Origin of the sequence: Conyzicola nivalis, assembly GCF_040548875.1 — a bacterium.
In the GTDB taxonomy this organism is placed as follows: domain Bacteria; phylum Actinomycetota; class Actinomycetes; order Actinomycetales; family Microbacteriaceae; genus Conyzicola; species Conyzicola nivalis_A.
Genome location: NZ_JBEPSJ010000001.1, coordinates 528,392 through 546,602, shown reverse-complemented (window position 1 = coordinate 546,602; position 18,211 = coordinate 528,392). Strand labels below are relative to the sequence as shown.

At 66.5% G+C, this 18,211-nt stretch carries 23 protein-coding genes; 13 read left to right on the top strand and 10 right to left on the bottom strand.

Annotation, left to right across the window (positions count from 1 at the left end):
* Entirely contained in the window at positions 1–663 is a 663-nt protein-coding gene (locus tag ABIE21_RS02650) for a DUF2306 domain-containing protein (RefSeq protein WP_354023229.1), read from the bottom strand.
* A 148-nt stretch (positions 664–811) separates the two neighbouring features.
* Here ABIE21_RS02650 and ABIE21_RS02645 point away from each other — a divergent pair, with 148 nt between their 5' ends.
* Together ABIE21_RS02645 and ABIE21_RS02640 are read left to right on the top strand one after the other, a co-directional pair.
* Positions 812–1,957: a zinc-dependent alcohol dehydrogenase gene (locus ABIE21_RS02645; RefSeq protein WP_354023228.1), complete on the top strand. Its 1,146-nt coding sequence runs from the start codon at positions 812–814 to the stop codon at positions 1,955–1,957.
* 11 nt (positions 1,958–1,968) lie between these two features.
* The gene (locus tag ABIE21_RS02640) at positions 1,969–2,523 is read left to right on the top strand and encodes a hypothetical protein (protein WP_354023227.1); all 555 of its coding nucleotides are present in this window, start codon (positions 1,969–1,971) and stop codon (positions 2,521–2,523) included.
* A 9-nt stretch (positions 2,524–2,532) separates the two neighbouring features.
* Here the strand turns inward: ABIE21_RS02640 and ABIE21_RS02635 are convergent, their stop codons facing one another.
* The gene (locus ABIE21_RS02635) at positions 2,533–2,778 is read right to left on the bottom strand and encodes a hypothetical protein (RefSeq protein WP_354023226.1); all 246 of its coding nucleotides are present in this window, start codon (positions 2,776–2,778) and stop codon (positions 2,533–2,535) included.
* A gap of 143 nt (positions 2,779–2,921) precedes the next feature.
* Here ABIE21_RS02635 and ABIE21_RS02630 point away from each other — a divergent pair, with 143 nt between their 5' ends.
* From ABIE21_RS02630 to ABIE21_RS02610, 5 genes are all read left to right on the top strand, one after another.
* Positions 2,922–3,506 carry a helix-turn-helix domain-containing protein gene (locus ABIE21_RS02630; protein WP_354023225.1) on the top strand — a complete coding sequence of 195 codons (585 nt, stop codon included), beginning with the start codon at positions 2,922–2,924 and terminating at the stop codon, positions 3,504–3,506.
* A 16-nt stretch (positions 3,507–3,522) separates the two neighbouring features.
* Entirely contained in the window at positions 3,523–4,365 is an 843-nt protein-coding gene (locus tag ABIE21_RS02625) for a DNA/RNA non-specific endonuclease (protein ID WP_354023224.1), read from the top strand.
* A gap of 110 nt (positions 4,366–4,475) precedes the next feature.
* Positions 4,476–4,937, top strand: coding sequence for an aa3-type cytochrome oxidase subunit IV (gene ctaF / locus ABIE21_RS02620; protein ID WP_354023223.1), 462 nt, complete (start codon positions 4,476–4,478; stop codon positions 4,935–4,937).
* A gap of 11 nt (positions 4,938–4,948) precedes the next feature.
* Positions 4,949–5,635, top strand: a complete 687-nt coding sequence (locus ABIE21_RS02615; protein ID WP_354023222.1) for an HAD family hydrolase — start codon at positions 4,949–4,951, stop codon at positions 5,633–5,635.
* 77 nt (positions 5,636–5,712) lie between these two features.
* The gene (locus ABIE21_RS02610) at positions 5,713–6,495 is read left to right on the top strand and encodes an alpha/beta fold hydrolase (protein ID WP_354023221.1); all 783 of its coding nucleotides are present in this window, start codon (positions 5,713–5,715) and stop codon (positions 6,493–6,495) included.
* A 19-nt stretch (positions 6,496–6,514) separates the two neighbouring features.
* Here ABIE21_RS02610 and ABIE21_RS02605 read toward each other — a convergent pair whose 3' ends face one another.
* Entirely contained in the window at positions 6,515–7,894 is a 1,380-nt protein-coding gene (locus tag ABIE21_RS02605; protein ID WP_436232298.1) for a pyridoxal phosphate-dependent decarboxylase family protein, read from the bottom strand.
* An 86-nt stretch (positions 7,895–7,980) separates the two neighbouring features.
* Between ABIE21_RS02605 and ABIE21_RS02600 the strand changes: the two genes are divergently transcribed.
* From ABIE21_RS02600 to ABIE21_RS02590, 3 genes are all read left to right on the top strand, one after another.
* The gene (locus tag ABIE21_RS02600) at positions 7,981–8,253 is read left to right on the top strand and encodes a hypothetical protein (protein ID WP_354023220.1); all 273 of its coding nucleotides are present in this window, start codon (positions 7,981–7,983) and stop codon (positions 8,251–8,253) included.
* 139 nt (positions 8,254–8,392) lie between these two features.
* A complete protein-coding gene (locus ABIE21_RS02595) occupies positions 8,393–9,526 on the top strand; it encodes a carboxylate-amine ligase (RefSeq protein ID WP_354023219.1) in 1,134 nt (377 codons plus the stop codon).
* A 101-nt stretch (positions 9,527–9,627) separates the two neighbouring features.
* Entirely contained in the window at positions 9,628–10,467 is an 840-nt protein-coding gene (locus ABIE21_RS02590) for a class II glutamine amidotransferase (protein ID WP_354023218.1), read from the top strand.
* 7 nt (positions 10,468–10,474) lie between these two features.
* Here ABIE21_RS02590 and ABIE21_RS02585 read toward each other — a convergent pair whose 3' ends face one another.
* The gene (locus ABIE21_RS02585) at positions 10,475–10,792 is read right to left on the bottom strand and encodes a winged helix-turn-helix transcriptional regulator (protein WP_354024390.1); all 318 of its coding nucleotides are present in this window, start codon (positions 10,790–10,792) and stop codon (positions 10,475–10,477) included.
* A gap of 184 nt (positions 10,793–10,976) precedes the next feature.
* Between ABIE21_RS02585 and ABIE21_RS02580 the strand changes: the two genes are divergently transcribed.
* On the top strand, positions 10,977–11,582 hold the full coding sequence (locus ABIE21_RS02580) for an NADPH-dependent F420 reductase (protein ID WP_354023217.1): 606 nt from the start codon (positions 10,977–10,979) through the stop codon (positions 11,580–11,582).
* Positions 11,583–11,607: 25 nt separating this feature from the next.
* Here ABIE21_RS02580 and ABIE21_RS02575 read toward each other — a convergent pair whose 3' ends face one another.
* Positions 11,608–12,765 carry a hypothetical protein gene (locus ABIE21_RS02575; RefSeq protein ID WP_354023216.1) on the bottom strand — a complete coding sequence of 386 codons (1,158 nt, stop codon included), beginning with the start codon at positions 12,763–12,765 and terminating at the stop codon, positions 11,608–11,610.
* A gap of 260 nt (positions 12,766–13,025) precedes the next feature.
* Between ABIE21_RS02575 and ABIE21_RS02570 the strand changes: the two genes are divergently transcribed.
* A complete protein-coding gene (locus ABIE21_RS02570) occupies positions 13,026–14,195 on the top strand; it encodes an MFS transporter (protein ID WP_354023215.1) in 1,170 nt (389 codons plus the stop codon).
* 493 nt (positions 14,196–14,688) lie between these two features.
* Here the strand turns inward: ABIE21_RS02570 and ABIE21_RS02565 are convergent, their stop codons facing one another.
* Both ABIE21_RS02565 and ABIE21_RS02560 read right to left on the bottom strand, forming a co-directional pair.
* Positions 14,689–15,534 carry a hypothetical protein gene (locus tag ABIE21_RS02565; protein ID WP_354023214.1) on the bottom strand — a complete coding sequence of 282 codons (846 nt, stop codon included), beginning with the start codon at positions 15,532–15,534 and terminating at the stop codon, positions 14,689–14,691.
* The gene (locus ABIE21_RS02560) at positions 15,531–15,875 is read right to left on the bottom strand and encodes a PadR family transcriptional regulator (protein ID WP_354023213.1); all 345 of its coding nucleotides are present in this window, start codon (positions 15,873–15,875) and stop codon (positions 15,531–15,533) included. Before ABIE21_RS02560 ends, ABIE21_RS02565 begins: the two co-directional genes overlap by 4 nt.
* A gap of 253 nt (positions 15,876–16,128) precedes the next feature.
* Between ABIE21_RS02560 and ABIE21_RS02555 the strand changes: the two genes are divergently transcribed.
* Positions 16,129–16,410: a hypothetical protein gene (locus tag ABIE21_RS02555; protein ID WP_354024426.1), complete on the top strand. Its 282-nt coding sequence runs from the start codon at positions 16,129–16,131 to the stop codon at positions 16,408–16,410.
* Here ABIE21_RS02555 and ABIE21_RS02550 read toward each other — a convergent pair.
* From ABIE21_RS02550 to ABIE21_RS02540, 3 genes are all read right to left on the bottom strand, one after another.
* Entirely contained in the window at positions 16,358–16,870 is a 513-nt protein-coding gene (locus ABIE21_RS02550; protein WP_354023212.1) for a DM13 domain-containing protein, read from the bottom strand. The two genes, ABIE21_RS02555 and ABIE21_RS02550, sit on opposite strands and share 53 nt — an antisense overlap.
* Before the next feature lie 176 nt (positions 16,871–17,046).
* Complete coding sequence (locus ABIE21_RS02545; protein WP_354023211.1) at positions 17,047–17,568, bottom strand: hypothetical protein; 522 nt, start codon at positions 17,566–17,568, stop codon at positions 17,047–17,049.
* A 168-nt stretch (positions 17,569–17,736) separates the two neighbouring features.
* Complete coding sequence (locus tag ABIE21_RS02540) at positions 17,737–18,207, bottom strand: hypothetical protein (protein ID WP_354023210.1); 471 nt, start codon at positions 18,205–18,207, stop codon at positions 17,737–17,739.
* Positions 18,208–18,211 lie beyond the last annotated feature (4 nt).

Genomic DNA, 18,211 nt, shown 5'->3' with positions numbered 1-18,211 from the left:
CTACGGAAGCACCGATCTCCGCGGTCTGCCGTTCGCATTCGGACGCCACCAGAGCCAGGCCTCCGCCGCGAGGACGTGCATCGAGAGCCCCAGCCAGAACGCCGGGGCGAAGCTATCTCGCAGTGACGCCAGGTCGAGCAACGCGAAAAGACCGACCCAGATCCGGATGGTGCCCACTCCGAGACCGACGGCGAAGGCACGGATCATCCACCGCCGGTGCATCCGCACGTCGCGTCGACGGATCGCGCGGAAGGCCAGCAGCAGCGCCACCAGGAACCAGGATCCGAAGACTGCCGCCGCGAGCGACTGCCAGGCGCCTCCGAATGCGAAGGGAACTCCGAACACGAGCGCGAAGACGCCGCTCGTGATCCCGAGGACGATCAGCACCCTGCCGAATCGGCGGTGGAAGGCGAAGTGGCGGGTGCGGAACCGCCGCGACAACTGCAGCGGCGCCCCGACCAGGTAGAGCACCCCCGGCACGATGTGTGGGTAGGCCAACCACGGGTTGGCGACGTAGCGTTCCCCGAAACTCCCCAGCTCGGCGGGCACTCCGGAGACGACGAGGGGCAGGTCGTCCGCCACGCGCATGCCCGCGAAGACCAGCACGATGGCGATGAGCAGGAGTATCGCCGTCCACATGGCGGTCGCCAGCCCGCGGGTCATCATCTCCCCCTCTCGCCGTCCGCGCATCCCGTCTCCGACGACGCTGGCCCATGGGCCTGCGGTGGCGCAACCCCCTAGGATTCGCGAACCCGCGGTGTTCGACTCGAGAGCGTTCGACAGCCAGTCGACGTGAACCGAGGAGCGACGAATGCGAGCGATGGTGTACCGGGGGCCGTACAAGGTCCGAGTCGAAGAGAAGGACATCCCGAAGATCGAGCACCCCAACGATGCCATCGTACGGGTGACAAGGGCAGCGATCTGCGGGAGCGACCTGCATCTTTATCACGGCATGATGCCGGACACCCGCGTGGGAATGACCTTCGGCCACGAGTTCATCGGCGTCGTGCACGAGGTCGGCCCGTCGGTGGAGAACCTGAAGCCGGGCGACCGGGTGATGGTCCCTTTCAACATCTACTGCGGTACCTGCTACTTCTGCGCCAAAGGCCTGTACTCCAACTGCCACAACGTGAATCCGAATGCGACGGCCGTCGGCGGCATCTACGGCTACTCGCACACCTGCGGCGGCTACGACGGCGGGCAGGCAGAGTTCGTGCGCGTGCCGCTCGCCGACGTCGGGCCGTCGATCATCCCCGACTGGCTGCACGAGGAAGACGCGTTGTTGATGACCGACGCCCTCGCGACGGGGTACTTCGGCGCCCAGCTCGGCGACATCGTCGAGGGCGACACCGTGGTGGTGCTCGGCGCGGGACCGGTGGGGCTGTTCGCCGCACGCTCCTCCTGGCTGATGGGTGCCGGGCGGGTCATCGTCGTCGACCACCTGGACTACCGCCTGGAGAAGGCACGCGAGTTCGCCTTCGCCGAGACGATCAGCTTCACCGAGGTCGACGACATCGTCGTCGAGCTCAAAAAGCAGACATTCGGCCTCGGCGCCGACGTCGTGATCGAGGCCGTCGGTGCCGAGGCCGACGGCAACCTGCTGCAGCACATCTCGGCGGCCAAGCTGAAGCTGCAGGGCGGGTCGCCCGTGGCCCTGAACTGGGCGATCGACGGAGTGCGCAAGGGCGGAACCGTCTCGGTGATGGGCGCCTACGGTCCCCTGTTCAGCGCCGTCAAATTCGGCGACGCGATGAACAAGGGGCTCACGCTCCGCATGAACCAGGCGCCGGCCAAGCGGCAGTGGCCCCGGCTGCTCGAGCACATCCAGGCCGGGCACCTGTCTCCCCGCGACATCATCACCCACCGCATTCCGCTCGAGCACATCGCAGAGGGCTACCACCTGTTCTCGGCGAAGCTCGACGACTGCATCAAGACCGTCATCACCACCGGCGACTAGGAGCCACGACAATGCCATACGAAGCCAATCAGCACCGCCGCCCCTCCTCCGACGAACTGCGCGCCCGTATCCCCGGCTGGGGAGCCGACCTCGACCCGGCCGACCGCCCGTCGGTGCCGCGCGAGCGCACAGACCTGGTCACGGGCGCCCACTGGGACATCCCCGAGAACCAGCCAGAGCTACAGCCGCGTGAGCGGTCGATCGAGCACGAGCGGCTCACCCCCGTGTTCGGAACAGTAGCCCCGCTGCACGGCCCGTCCGGCGCGATCCGTCGGTTCGCCTACGAGCGTTTCAGCGAGGCCCGAGCTGCCCACTGGCTGTTGCTGGTGCTCGGAGACCGCGTCGACGCCATCGGTTCGCACGTGAGCTCGGTGCGTCAGGGCCGCCCCGACAACATGATCGCCGAGTCGGGCGTGCTGGGCGAGCGCCGCTACCACCCGATCGCGTCGCGGTTCGGGCGGGGCCGTGCCGACCTCAAGCACATCTGGCTCGATCCTCTGGTTTTCGCGGGGCCGGTGCTCGTGGTGGGCTTGATGCTCGTGCTGCGCCGTCCGCGTGGGCGGTGACGCGGAGGTTCAGGAGCGGCGGCTGAGCAGTGCGCGGCGAGCTCTGTGCAGATGCGGCATGATCCCGTAGATCACGATCGGCACGGCGATGGTTGCGAGGATCAGCGTTCGTACCACCATCGGCAGCTCGGAGATGAGAGCGCCCAGCACCAGGTTGAGAACGGTGAGCGTGGGGAAGACGGCGATCCAGATCATCAGGGCCAGCTGGTGTTTCGTCGGGGGCCCGACCTGGGTCGTTGCGGGTGCTGTGGACATGCGTTGATGCTCCTTGCCGGTGAGTGAGAGTGGATGTCGCGACCACGATGTGTCGAGCCCGCTTGGTCTCAACCCTGACCTCCGCCCACCGGAAACGGCAAAGTTTGTTGCCGTTTCCGGGATTCGTGCGGTGGGATGGTGGCATGGAACACTCCGCGATCATCTCCTCCGCGCTCGAGGCCGTCGGTCCGCGGCTCAAGAGGCTGCGTTCGCAGCACGGCATCACACTCACCGAGCTGTCGGAGACCACCGGCATCTCCCAGAGCACGCTGTCGCGACTGGAGACGGGTCAGCGCAGGGCGAGCCTCGAGCTGCTGCTGCCTCTCGCCCTCGCCTACCGCATCCCCTTGGACGACCTGGTCGGGGCACCGGAGGTCGGCGACCCTCGGGTTCGGCTCAGGCCGCGCCGGGTGAACGGCCGGACGGTGATCCCGCTCACCCCCAACCCGGGCGGCCTGCAGGCGTGGAAGATCGTCATCCCCGGAAGCCAGACAGAGCCCGAGCCCCGCACGCACGAGGGATACGAGTGGCTGTACGTGTTGTCGGGACGCATGCGGCTGATACTCGGCGACAACGACCTCACCCTCGGCGCAGGAGAGGTCGCCGAGTTCGACACCCGGCTGCCGCACTGGTTCGGCTCGGCTTACGGCAACGCGGCCGAGGTGCTCAGCCTTTTCGGAAAGCAGGGTGAGAGCGCACACGTGCGCGCGAGATCGGCGCCACGTTGATGGCACACTGTCGTTCATGGCATTGATCGCCGATGGCTACCGTTCCGACTTCCTGACCGCCGACCTCCCCCTGCCACGTCCGGTCGACGGGCGCGAGGTCGTCGAGCTGCCGTACATCCACTTCACCATCCTTCTCGACCCCGCGCGCCGTCTCGCTGCCGCCACCGGCGTGAACATCGACGGCGCCGCACTTCTCGACCTGAAGCGCGCCGACGACTGGCGGCTCGACCCGCGGGTCCCCGCGTCCGACCAGGCCGGCGAGGCGCTCTACGCGCGCAACGACCTCGACCGGGGCCACCTCGTGCGGCGGCGCGATCCCGTCTGGGGCGCACCGGATGTGGCCGCGGCCGCCAACGACGCGACGTTCGTGTTCACCAACGCCGCACCGCAGGCGGCGCCGTTCAACCAGGGCCCCAATCTTTGGGTGGGGCTCGAGGACCACGTTCTCGAGTACGCGAGCGCCCACGAGCAGAAGATCAGCGTCTTCACCGGGCCGGTGCTGGCCGACGACGACATCGTCTATCGGGGAATCCGGATACCGCGCCGGTTCTGGAAGATCGCGGCCTGGATGGCTGTCGACGGCAGCGCCGCACCGGAGTTGCGGTCGGCCGGCTTTCTCCTGGACCAGGGCCCGTCGCTCGACGCCATCGACCTGGGTCTCCGCGACGTCGCCGGCGGCGAGACTCCCCCGCCTCTCGGGCCCTTCCTCACTTTCCAGGTGCCGGTGTCGGACATCGGCGCGGTGACGGGACTGGACGTGGGTCTTCTCGCGGATGCCGACCGGTTCGAGGTGGTCGCGACCGGTCGCGAGGCGGAGCGTTGGATTCTCCTCACCGACGGCGAGCAGATCATGTTGTAGACCGACTCCGCTCGCCGACACCTATGCGTGTGCGGCTCACGGATGTCAACGCCCAGAATTTCGGCTCCCGATGCAGATTGGATGGGGTCACCGCAATCTGAGGAGTATTTATGGGTGTCAACGCACGGCTGTTCTGGATCCTGGCCGCGTTCTTCACCGCGCTTTCGGCGGTGTACACGGTGTGGACCCTCCTGTACGGCGCACAAGACCTCGCACAAGACCCGGGGGCGGGCGGAAAGACCGACGTCGTCGTCGAGTACGCGGGAACCATCGGACTGCTCCTCGCGGGCGCGGCCTCGGCACTCATCGCATTCTTCGTCGGCCGCATCCACTCGACCCAGGGCGGCGAGCTGCCCGAGGACCGCGTCGACGCCCACATCGACGACGGCGAAGCCGAGCAGGGCTTCTTCAGCCCGTGGAGCTGGTGGCCCGTCACGCTCGCCGCATCCCTCGCCCTCGTCTTCCTCGGCGTCGCCGTGGGGTTCTGGGTCGCCTTCATCGGAGCCGGGTTCCTCGTCATCTCCCTGGTCGGGTGGGTCTACGAGTACTACCGCGGCAACTTCGCGCACTGATAGGCCGAACCATGAGAGAAAACGACACCCCCGCCCGCGCGGCGGTCCTCTTCGACATCGACGGGACCCTGGTCGACTCGAACTATCTCCATATCGACGCGTGGGATCGGGCCTTCACGGGCGTCGGGCATCCCGTCGATCTCTGGAAGATCCACCGCGCCATCGGCATGGACTCGGGCAAGTTGCTGGAAACCCTGCTCGGTGACGATGCATCCGCTCTCGGCGACGACGCGAAGGAGCGTCACACGGCCGTCTACATGGAGAGCACCGACCGGCTGCGCGCAATCTCGGGCGCGGACGAGCTGCTCGCCGAGCTCGCGCGGAGAGGTCATTCGGTGGTCCTCGCGACGTCCGCGCCGGAGGGCGAGCTGAAGATCCTCCTCGGCGTGCTCGACGTGGACGACGCCGTGCAGGCGGTGACGTCCGCCGAAGATGTGGGCACGGCCAAACCCGACCCCGACATCATCCATGTCGCGCTCGACCGGGCCGGGGCATCCGCCGACGCTGCGGTGATGGTGGGCGACTCGGTATGGGACATGGGGGCGGCCACACGGGCGGGTGTCAGGAGCATCGGGGTTCTCAGTGGAGGGTTCGGTCGGGAAGAGCTCGTTTCGGCGGGCGCCGCGGAAGTGTACGACGACGTCGTCGATCTCCTCGAGAAGCTCGACTCCAGTCTTCTCGCCGAGACGGGTCGATAGCCGAGGGGTTATCCAGGGTTGCGATCTGCCATGAGCGCTCTGTCAGGCAGGCAGCACGGAGGAGTAGCCTCGCGGGTATGGCCGAGGTGGTCGTCGACGGGGTGCGCATCGCGTACCGGCGGCGCGGGAGCGGGCCCGCTCTCGTGCTCTTCCACGGCGCATTCGAAGACTCGCGGATCTGGGCCGACGAGTTCGACCGCCTCGCCCGTTACGTCGACCTCGTAGCGTGGGATGCCCCCGGGTGCGGTGCCTCGGACGACGTGCCGCCGGGGTGGGGCGCCGTCGACTGGGCGGATGCGGCATCCGGATTCGTCTCCGCGCTGAGCCTGACGGCGCCCGCTGTCGCGGGGTTCTCGCTGGGGTCGGTGTTCGCGCTGCTGCTCGCCCGCGATCATCCGCAATCCGTCGGAGGCCTCGTGCTGGTCGGCGCGTACGCCGGTTGGGGCGGATCTCTGGACGCCGCGTCGCTCGAGCAGCGCGTCGCGGCGAGCCGGTTCACGATGGAACACCCCGTCGAGGAGTGGGCGGACAACCTCCTCGATACCGTGTACCCGGCCGACGCGCCGCGACGGCGACGCGCACAGGCGCGGAGCCTCCTCGACGACTGGCGTCCGGCGACAACGGCGGCCGTCATCGACGTCATGGTGCCGGATCTGCGCCCGGATCTACCGTCGATCCAGACCCCGACCGTAGTCGTGCGTGGCACCGCCGACGCCCGCAGTCCGCGCAGTGCCTCGGTCGAGATCTGCTCGCTGCTGCCCAACGCCCGTCTGGTGGAGATAGCCGGGGCCGGGCACGACACCACCGGTCCTGAACTCGACGCGGTGCTCGTCGCCGCGGCGCGCAACGCGCGCGGCTAGCCCGGAGATCATCCTCCGATCAACGGGCGACCGCGCGAGCGACGGCGTCGACCGACCTCGCCACGTCCGCCGCATCCGTCGACCAGTTGCTGACGGAGATGCGCAGTACCTCCCGTCCCGCCCATCTCGATCCCGACATCCACACGACGCCGTCGTCGATCAAAGCCCGGGTGACGGCCCTCGTGCGCTCGTCGGAGCCGAACGCCACCGTGATCTGCGTGAACACGACGTCGTTGAGCACCTCGACGCCGGGGATCGACGCCAGACCCTCTGCGAGGGCTCGCGCATTCGCCGCCAGTCCCTCGACGAGCGCCACGGCGCCGCTGCGCCCCAGTGAGCGGAGCGCCGCCCACACGGGAATACCTCGCGACCGTCTCGAGAGCTCCGGCACGCGGTCCATCGGGTCGGCGACGCCCGCGTCGTCCCGGATGAAGTAACTGGTGTGCGACGTGAACGCCGACGTCGCCGCGCCGGCCCGCGCGACGATCGCGACGCCGCAGTCGTAGGGCACGTTGAGCGTCTTGTGGGCATCGGTGGCCCAGGAGTCGGCAGCGTGGAGACCGTCGAGGGCGTCGTTCCAACGCGGGCTCGCCGCCGCCCACAGTCCGAATGCACCGTCGACGTGCACCCACGCTCCGTGGGCATGGGCCATGCGAATCGCCTCGGCGAGAGGGTCGAAGGCGCCGGAGTGGAGATTGCCGGCCTGGAGCGAGACGATCAGCGGACCCGACACCGCGTCGAGAGCGTCGGCGAGGGCATCGAGCCGTATTCGCCCCTGGTCGTCGGAGGCGACCAGGGTCGGCTCCCCCAGGCCCAGATAGCGCAGGACGAGCTCCACCGAGCTGTGCACCTCGCGGCCCGCCAGCACGGTCACCTTCGGCGCACCCGTCAGACCGTCGCGGTTGACATTCCATCCCGCGGCTTCGAGGACGGCGCCTCGCCCGGAGGCAAGCCCGACGAAATTCGCCATCGTGCCGCCGGTGGTGAATCCGATCGAGCTCGAGGGGGGAAGACCGAGGAGGTCGAGAATCCACGCACCGGCACGCTCCTCGATCGCTGCGGCGGCGGGAGTCGCGTAACGCAGGCCGTTGTTCTGGTCCCAGGCGCTGACCATCCAGTCCGATGCCAGTGCCGCAGGCAACGTGCCGCCCATCACCCAGCCGAAGAACCGGCCAGAGCCGATCGCCATGAGGCCCGGTTGCGCGAGCCGTGCGAGTTCGTCGACGACGTCCGTGGCATCCGTCGGTCCCTCCGGCAGCTCCATGGCGAACGCGGCCTCGAGCTGCTCGATATTCTCTCGCGGACCGATCGGGCGGGAGGGAAGGGAGTCGAGCCAGTCGGCGGCGTGCGCTGTGGCGTGCGCGAGGGGCTTTCGGTAATCGTCGGGAGTCAACGGCACGGGCCCAGAGTACGCCGACGCGCGGCAGGAAAACCAGACGGTCTACCGGTGTTAGATTCAGTGCGAACGCCCAGCCGGAGGAAGAGATGACACGCGCACGCCCTAACGCAACCGCGGCAGCGCCCGCCGAACGTCCCGGCACCCCGGCTCCGCCGAACGTGCACGTGCGTGCGGCTCTCACCTGGCTGGCCATCTTCCCCCTCGTCGCCGTCGGCATGACCGTGATGGCGCCGATCACCGTCGATTGGCACCCCGTTCTGCGTGCGCTCGTGCTGACTCTGATCGTCGTGCCGCTCGCCGTGTACCTCGTTGTGCCACGCCTGTTCGCCCTGCACCGGCGCTTGCGCTCCAGGCGCTGAGCACGACCGCGCGCGCACGACCCGACGGCGCTGACGACCGGGTCATTCGGTCCGGGTGAAGACGTCTCGCTGGGGCGCGGCGCACAGTCCAATGCACCCGATCAACTGTGAAGCCAATTGACGCGAAGTCGAGGTCAGCGTGAGGACGTTCGGCATTGAGGAGGAGTTCCAGTTCCTCGACCCGGAGACGCTGCGCCCGGCCGACGTCGGAGCTCGAGTCTTCGACCGGCTCGCTGCGGATCCCCAGTGGCGTGCGGTCACCCATCGGGAGTTCCTGGCGTCGCAGATCGAGCACGCCTCGACCGTGTTCGAGACCCTGGACGACGCGGGCGCCGCGCTCGACGGCTTTCGCCGGTTGATCGCGCGCGAGGGCGCCGGACTCGGTGCCATTGCGGCGAGCATCGGCACTCCGCCCGACACCACGCCGTTTCCCGCCATCACCGACCTCGAGCGGTACCACCGGATCGTGCGCGAGATGGACGGCGTCATCGCCGATCATCAACTGAGCGGCCTCCACGTGCACGTGGCCGTTCCGAGCCGCGACCACGGCGTCATCGCACTGAACGCGGTGCGTCCGTGGCTTCCGCTCCTCACGGCCCTCGCGTCGAACTCGCCGCTCTGGAGGGGCCATGACACGGGGTATGACAGCTGGCGGACGGTGCTGCTGCGCCGCTGGACCACCTCCGGATCGCCGCCCGCGTTCATCGACGCCGCGGACTACGAACGGCGCGTGTCGCGGTTGCTCGGCATGGGCGGCACCCTCGATCGTGCGGTGATCATGTGGGACGTCCGCCTGTCGGAGCACCTGCCCACCATCGAGTTCAGGATGGCGGACGCGCAGCTTCACACGGAGACCACACTCCTCGTCGCCGCACTGTGTCGCGCATTCGTGACGCACGCGCTGGATGTCCCGTCGGCCGAGAGCGCCGCGGCGGATGATTCGGCGGGAATGCCGACCGAGCTCCTCTCGGCGGCGATCCTGCATGCGGCACACTTCGGCATGCGGCGCGACGTGTTCAATCCGTTGACGGGGGCGCTCGCCCCCGCGGGAGAATGCCTGAACGGTCTGCTTCGGATGCTCCGCGGGGAGCTCGAGGAGGCGGGCGACCTCGAGGCGACGACGGATGCCGTCGCCAGACTGCGCGCCGACGGGACCGGTGCGGAGCGGCAGCGCGCCGCGTTCCAGAGCGGAGGGCTGCCGCACCTCGGCAGGCTTCTCGCCGGCGGCAGCACACCGCGAACACTCCAGGAGCTCGCGAGCGACAGTCAGTGACACGGTGAAGACGCGGGATCATCCCCTCTGGATGACGCCCCGGGCTCGCGCCCGAATCTACTGTTGGCGCATCCGCCCATCACGACGAAGGGAAGGCGAATATGTGTCGATGGCTGGCCTACTCGGGTGGGGCGCTTCAACCCTCCACCGTCATTCTGGACGCACAACATTCGCTGGTCGCTCAAGCGCTGAACTCACCGCTCGGCAAGGAGACCGTCAATGGTGACGGGTTCGGGTTCGGCTGGTATCCGGAGGGCCAGCCCGGGGCCGAGCCGGCGTATTTCCACAGCATCGAACCGGCCTGGAACGACCAGAACCTGCGAGAGCTGACGCGGAGCGTTCGGAGCCCGTTGTTCTTCAGCCACGTTCGCGCGGCCATCGCACCTCCGATCCAGCAGACCAACTGCCACCCGTTCAGGTACAAGAACTGGATGTTCATGCACAACGGCGCGCTGGCCGACTTCTCACGGGTGAAGCGGGATCTGACGTTCGCCGTCGATCCTTCTCTCTACCCGCACATCCTGGGCACGACCGACTCCGAGGTGCTGTTCTACCTCGCGTTGACGCTGGGGCTCATGGACGACCCGGTGGCGGCGATGGGAGCGGCAATCCGCATGGTCGAGATGGTGGGACACGATCACGGTATCGCGTTCCCCATGCAGGGCACGGTCGCGATCACCGACGGTGTGACTATCTGGGCGTTCCGCTACTCCTCGCAGGGGCGCACCCGTTCATTGTTCCACTCCGTCGACGTGGAGACGCTGCGCGAGATGTACCCAGACGCCGAGCGGCTCAAACTGTTCGCGCCGGGCGACCGACTCGTCGTCTCCGAACCCCTCAACGACTTGCCCGGCGTCTTCCAGGAAGTCCCCGAATCGACTGTGGCCATCGTGGCTGCCTCGGGCTACCGCCATGAGCCGTTTCTCACGGACAGTGCGTGATGTATCTCTATGTTGCGGCGGGAGAGATGTCGGTGTTCGCGGGGTCCCCGACCTCGGCTGCCGGTTGATCGGATGCGGTAGCCGCAGCCCACTCCTCCGCCCAGGAGACGAGCGGCCCGAACGCAGCGGGGAGGGATGAACCCAGCGGGGACAACGCGTAGGAACCGTCCTGGTGGCGAGCGACCACCCTCGCCTCGGTGAGTTCACGAAGTCGGAGAGTCAACGTCGACGAAGACATCCCGTCGCACTCTCGTTGGAGCTCCAGGAACGTGAGATCGCGGCCCTGCAGCTCCCAGACGATTCTCATGCTCCATCGCCGCGTCATGAGGTCGAGTAGCGCGAACAGCGGCCTGCCCGTGCGCGAACCCTTGGCTGGTCTTCCCGGGAGTGGTGTGCTCGACATGGGGTCCACAATACCGCTTGCGCTTCGATAATCGAAGTGATACTTTCGACCCACTTCGATAGTCGAAGTGAATGACAGGGCGGGGAGCGGAATGAGAATCGGAATCGTGGGCGCGGGCAACGTGGGCAGGCTGTATGGCGAGGAGTGGGTGAAGCGAGGCCACGAGGTCGCGTTCAGCTACGTGAGAGATGTCGGCCGCCTCGAGTCCTTCGTCGGCCTGCTGGGTGCGAGGGCGTACGTGCTCGAGGTGGAGGATGTGGCGGCGTTCTCGGACGTGGTTATTTTCGCGCCGCCATTCGAGCAGATCGAGCACGCGGCCGCGCTCCTCGGTCCGGTATCCGGAAAGGTGGTGGTCGACACCACCAATCCTTTCAATCCGGAGCGCACCGGGCTGGTCGATCTCGGAACGAGCACCGCTTCGGAGAAGGTTGCAGAACTGTTCCGTGATGCACTGGTGGTCAAAGCGCTTCACAACGTGTCAGTAGAGCAGGCCGCCTCGGCCATGCGGGAGACTCCCGTCGTGGTCTTCATCGCCGGCGACGACAACCGGGCCAAGGACACCGTCGCAGGATTGATCGCCGACGCGGGGCTCGTGCCTTTCGACACCGGTGATCTGTCTACCGCCGTTCTGAGCGAAGCACCCGGCCCATTGTTTATGAACGAGTACAACGAGTCGGCGGTGGCCGCGGCGGTCGCGACGGCGCGCGGTTGACTTTCAAGCCAACCACCCGCGACTGTCACTCTGGGTACGCCGCCCCCAAGAACTGACGCGGGTCACCGAGGTAGTCGACCCGTTTGTACCCGGACCGGTTGAGCGCGAGCTGGCCGGTGCCGGTCGCGAGTGGCGCGGTGAGGGCCGCGGTGAGTGGTGACTCGAGCTCGGCGGTGCGGATGATGGCGTAGACGTCGCGTGTGAAGACGCCGCGCTGCGTGCCGGGTGGGTATGCCCCGCGCCCGAACAGCGGTCCGGGCATGAGGGGAGGCTGGTCGGGGTTGTACCGGTCGTCGATGGGGCGTTCGCCGTTGATCTTCAACAGCGTGTGGACGTCGACGGTCATCGTGCGGTTCACCATGTTGTTCTTCTGCGCGATCCACTGCGATGCGAGGAACGGGATGATCTGCCCCTGCACGCTCAGCACGCGCGCGTCGTTCTCGGGCGTCGTCGAGTCCCCGCGGACGCACGCGCCGGGTTCCGTCACACCGATGGCACGGAGGAAGAAGGCGCGCACGTCTGTGCCCGCCGCGGGCAGCTGCGGGCGCAGCTGCTGGAGGATGTACGCTCCGTCGTCGTAGACCACCACAGCGTTCGCGCCGAAGACCGAGGTGCGCACGTTGCCCGCCGAGGTGCAGGTGTAGATCGCGGTGAGCTCCTCCCGTGTGAGGTTGTCTAGCCCGCGCGCCAGGCGGAACCCGGCCACGCTCACCGCATCCCGCCCGATCGGCAGGTACGTAACGGCGTCGTCGGCGATGCCGGCGATGTTCACCGGACGGTTCGCGGAACGCACGAAGTCGACCTGTTCGGGGTAGTCGCGGAGCGCCGCGAAGCCCGCGGCCTCGGTAGCAGGGCGCGGAATCGGTGCGGCGCCCGGCTTCGTGACGATCGTGGCGCTGCCGGTGGGGTCGAACGATGCGACATCCGGAGCCTGGGGCGTACCGTCGGCGATGTTCGCACGGCCGTTGCTCAGGACGTCCCAGAGGAGGGACGTGGATGCGGCGCCGACGCCCGCGTATTGGCGCGCGCCCGGCGTCCACGGATCGGCGCTCGCTGGCGGCGGCGCCGCGAGCGCGAGGGCCGCCACCGTCGCCGCGGCGAGGACCACCCTGGCGAGGCGGGCGCGTCGTGGTCGCCGGCCCGCGTCGAGGCCGGTCTGGGAAACTGAGATTGGGCTGGACACTGGGCACCCCCGATTTACGGACGCCGGCCGTCGGGGTGCCGCCGGCGTCTCACGGCGGGCCTGACATGCCGCCGACTGCTCTGAGCCTTGCGCATCGCGGCAGCGTTGTCGAGGAGGACAAGCGGTGGAGGACAGTCCTGTACCCCGGCCTGGCTGACGTGCGGCGCGTCGGCCTCGACCGCCTCCTCCCACGTCGCTGGCGCCGCGGCTGGGATGATAGGCGAGAACTCGATGTCGGAGCCAAACGGGAGGATGGCTGGGTGCAGGTCCTCACATTCCTCGTCGCAGCTGTGCTGTCGCGCATCGCCGCGGCGGGCGGAGTCGTCGTATTCCCGATCCTCGCGTTGCGCGAGCTGGACGACCTGTCGGCCGGAGCAGTCCTCGTCGCGGCGGCCCTGGCTCCGACGGTGGTGTTCTCACCGCTCGTCGGCGCCGTGCTGGACTCGGCCAGACATCCCCGCCTCTACCTCTTCGGAGCCGGCGTGGTGTCGGCCGGCGGGTACGCGACGGCCGCCCTGCTCGGGTCGGTCCCCTTCGGCGCCGTTGTGCTCGCGCTGGTCGCGGCGGGCTGCGCGACGCCCGTCCTCATGGGCGGGCTGTCGAGCTTCGTCACGGGCCTGATCGCCCCGGAGCGCACGGCGTACGCCACCGACACTCTCGCATACAGCATCGCCGGTGTCGGAGGCCCGGCACTGTGCTCCGTTGTCATCGCGATCGCCTCACCGCGCTGGGCGGCGCTGTCGCTCGCCGCCGCCGCTCTCGCCGGGGCCCTCGTGATGCTGGCGCTTCGACCACAGCGGCACTCCCACGGGAGGTCGGACGGATTGTGGAGGCGGATGACACAGGGCGCCGTCTATCTCGTGCGGCACCGACCGCTCCTGCTCGTGACTGCGTCCAGCACCCTCACCCAGATCGGAGCCGGTGCCTTCCCGATCGCGGCAGTCGTGTTCTCGCTGCAGCACTGGCATCAGGCGGAGACCGGCGGATGGATCGTCACGGCGTTCTCCGTGGGCACTCTCGTGAGCGCCGTCGCCGTCGCGATCCGGCCGATCGAGAAGCTGCCCCCAGCGCTCGTCATGGCCTGGGGCTTCGCCCTCACCGGAATACTCACCGTCATCGGCGCCCTCAACGCCTCCCTCGCGTGGACGATCGTCTTCGTCGGGCTGTCCGGCGTGTTCTCGGCGCCGAGCGTCGCAGCGATGTTCGAACTGCGCACGATCAACAGCGTCGCCCCCGTCCGAGCCCAGGTCTTCACAGTCGGATCCGGACTCCGAGCCGCCGCGGGAGCGCTCGGTGCGGCACTCATAGCGCCCTTCGTCGGTATCGACGGTGGCGTCCTACTCAGCATCGTCGGGCTCATCTGGCTCGCCTCGGCGGCCCTCATGCTCCCGTACCGGACCGCGGCGGCAGCCCTGGTTCCCGCCCGATAGGGAGCACAATTCCGTGAGCGGGTCGGCATGCCCGTCCGTGCCGTTCGCATCGGACATGCCGAATGGCGAGCGGCCTGCGTCTACGACATTCTGTCGGGCCGACAGGATTTGAACCTGCGACCCCTTGGAGGGTTCAGGCCCTATTTTGATCGTTGCCGAATGTCTCCGAAAACCCTCGGATTCCCTTGTGTTTACAGGGAACCGGGCGGTTCGCTGGCTTCGATTGTACGCGGTCAAATCCGGTCGCTCACGATTCAATGTGGTGACTAAATGATGACTTGGTGATGGTGGAGAGCCGCCTTCTTTACGTCGTCGTTTACGCATCTCCGAGGCAGCGAATCCTGAATGGACCGTCTCGAGCCCATGAGAGTTGTGTCTGGTAACGCACTTCCTCGAAACCCATAGGAGACAAAAAGGGATCATTGCCCGGTGCGGCCATAAACGTCTGCTCCCCTGTTGCGGCTGTTTTGCCGCTGCCTCAACTTCGCTCCTTTCATACAGCTTCCCCGATAGTCCGCAGCCGCGTGATGATTCGAACCCCGAACGCGACGATCCCCGCTGAAAGGACGATCTCTGCTGCGAGAATCGCTGGGCGATATGCGATTAGGCCCGCCCATGCGATAGGCACGACCGTAAGCACGGCAACCAAGCTGGACAGCGCGGCGATGGTCCAGAAGGTGCGTCGGGGGCTCTGCGGAGGGAAGACTGCAAAGAAGGCGAATCCGGCGAATATAGCTACAGTCGACCAACTCGGTCCGAGCCACGTGAAGGTCTGCGAGAGTATGCCGACGGCGACTACTACCGCTATGCCGAGACCGGAAAGCAACCTGGCGGTGCGGCCTCGCCCTGCAACGGCGAATCCCAGAGCGAACACGAATAGGGTTCCGGCGACTACTGACGGATTCGTGAACGGCCCGACTGTGCCCGCGAACTCGATGCCAGGTCCCCACGCGATGAATACGAAATAGAAGACCGAGAAAGCCGCATTCAGCGCGAGAGCGACGACGGCGCCGCGAGGCAACCGGACTGGTGCAACGAATCGTTCCCAGATCCCGCCAAGCGCAAGCGCCAGCCGGTCCCCGGCGCCTGGACGATCACGCCCGAGGGCCTCGGCTTGGTCGAGCAAGATGCTGACCACGGCCGCCGAATTCCTTTCACGCCACGCTGATGGATACCAACGCAGCATCTTGTGGAAATCGGCGTCCCGGAGCTGGTCGTGGCGGACGTCGGCCAGACTCTCGTCACGAAGAATGCCGTTCATCGACCTCGAAGCGGCCACCGGCAGGAACGGGACGGCGACCGAGAACGTCCGTGGAAGGTCCACGTCGCCCGGATTCATGCGATTCCCAACCCGGTGACGCCTGAAAGGGCCTGCAAACGCGTTCGGGCTTGTCGGGCATTCATTTCGAGTCGGTTGACCTCGAACGTCAGGGCGGTGATACCGGCATTTGTGATTCGGAAGTAGCGCCGCAGCCGTCCGTCGACCACCTCATCACCATCGACCATGACGAGGCCCTCCCCACTCAGCCGCTCCAATGCGGCATAAAGTGTGGCCACTTTGAGCTGCACGCGCCCGTCTGAGAGTTCCCTCGCGCCGGCTATCAGTGCGTATCCGTGGTTGCGTCCTGCCGCTAAAACGGTGAGGACCCAAAAGGTCGGTTCCCGCATTTCTGTTTGCATACGCCGACCATACTCCGGCGTCCGGAATATAGCTAGTGCTGGAATAGGATGGTAGGACGCAAAGCCCTCTGCTGACGCCTCTGCGGCTCTTCGCCTGAGCGAACGTTGCAGCGAGAGAGTGACCGCCTGCTTGTAACTCGCCTCCCATGGGCTGGGACACGGTTAGGTTGCGAGACACGGGAGCCACTTAAGGAGCACCATACAAAGTGGAGTTCGGCGGCGTGGAGTGCCCGTTAGCCGGTCTCTTCAGGGCATGACCGCGAGCACCCGGCGCGGCTTGGAACCGCCGGTCGAAAACGGTTCCAAAACCACCTGCCGATTGAACCTGCTCGATACCGGTTTGATTTCGAGCAGACTTTCGATCACCGGTTTCGATCAAGTTGCGAGCAGCCCGATTCTCGCATCGTCGGGCCCGTTCAGTCGCGCTTCGACAGTTCGGGCAATCATTGCCATGCTGGCCGGATCGGGTACGAAAGCATCCTCTATCGAGGCTTCGAATACCCCGCCTCTTCGCTCGATTTCGTTGGCGCCCTGAAGCTCGACTCGTCGGTCGCGACGGTGAAGGGCTGGCCGATTGGACCGATATTTACTGAACCGAGGGCTTCTCTGGCGTCGTAGTCGTAGAGAGTGAGGCTCAGGGTCGACCGCAACGATCGACGTGACGACGTGAGATCGTACGTCTGGTCTCCAATGGCGGAGCTCAGGTGGCCTATTTCTAGGTGCCCAGTCGAGGACGGTCCGTCGATCACCTTGAAGAAGCCGTCGACGTCCAGAACCACAGGGTCGGAGTTCAAATACATCCGGATGTCCGGACGATCTTCCGTGGAAAAGTCGGTAAGGGTGAGGCTTATGGACTGGTCCGGGTTTTCAACCAGGGTTGCCGTACCAGAGGTCACGGCTGCCTGTGATACGAATTGGCCGGATGAGGTCGAATTCGGCGTCGAGGCGGTGTCTGTCCCTTGAGGTGTGTCGGACGGGACGTCCGCGGGTGGCACCGAGCTGGACGCACTCGGCCGACCCCCGTGCGGACCGGGGTGTGGTTCAGGCGTAGTGCAGGCAGACAGCAGCACCGATGCTGCAACGCAGACCGAAACTGCGATCAACCGCGCGGTCCGGCTAGAACCGGTAGGAAAAAGATTTCCCGAACGCGGGGCGGAATCAACCCGTCGACTCACGTGATCTTTTCCAGGTCGAGTTGTGACGGGTCGACGAAGGTGGCCCGATCCAGCCCAAAAATTTTGACGAGGCGTGAAGGGCAGGGAGTGCTGATCACTTCGACGGCGTGCTCGCGTGTTGTGCGCTCGCCCCGCAAATCTATGCACGTGTAGTACTCGACTACCTGGCTGCTGAATCCTCCCGACGTTATCCCCGTGAGTAGCAAGAACTTCGCCCGCACCTCGTGTTCGCTCTGTTCGAAGTCGAATAGGCCCTGCCTCGCACCGCCGTAGTCTGCGTACTCACGTGCCGTTACATCGCGGATGTCTTCTTCCAGTTTTCCTTCGATTTCCGCGAGTAGATCCGTTTCCGGCGTCGTCGTCGAAGAGGAGAGAAATCCGTGTAGTCGGTCGTGGGCTCTTTCGACTCGGGAGAGCACTGCGGCGTTCCCGTCGGCGTCCTGTTGCGATGAGCAACCGCAGAGAGAAAGGGCGACCCCCAGGACGACTGCGGCCGCGAATAGCCTGCGAGTGGTCACCTTCTTCCTGCCATAACAAGTTCCTCTGTTGAGCGGGCCCGGGTCGGGAAGGCGAGTTCATGCGGGCTTTCGATGAGCTAACCACGTTCTGAGCTATAGTCAAGCACCGCGGTGTCCGGCAGGTCGAGAAGATAAACGTCCCATGCACCCGACAGCTCATACCAGGCCTCAATCGTTCTCCGCCGGCAGCTCGACTAAGGCCTCGTCTACAACGACAAGGCGTCGTCCCGTCGCATCTGTTCGAATTCCGATCTGCCCCGACGAGCCGTCGACTCGAAGAAACGGGCCGGCGGGTTCGAGGAGTTTTTCTACCTCTTCAGTCATGGCCGTGAGACGGTACGACGTCTTCATCCAAGACTGGACGTTTTCGATGTAGACGTTGTGATGCCGTGATTGCTCTGCCGCAAATTCCGAGTCAGCTTTAAGCAGGCCCGCACCGCTCACCCCACCCACAATCAGGGCTAACCCGGCAGCGACGATCGCCCGTGGTCGCATCGACCGCCCGGCGATGAGCATCAGGACAGCGATACTAGTGAGCGGCACGGCGAGTATCGCGCCGAGTAGGGCGACGAATGGCCAGGTCACCTCTGACGAGAGCGCCAGATAAGGGCCGGGATTGGTCATCGACGGTTCGAGCAAGACG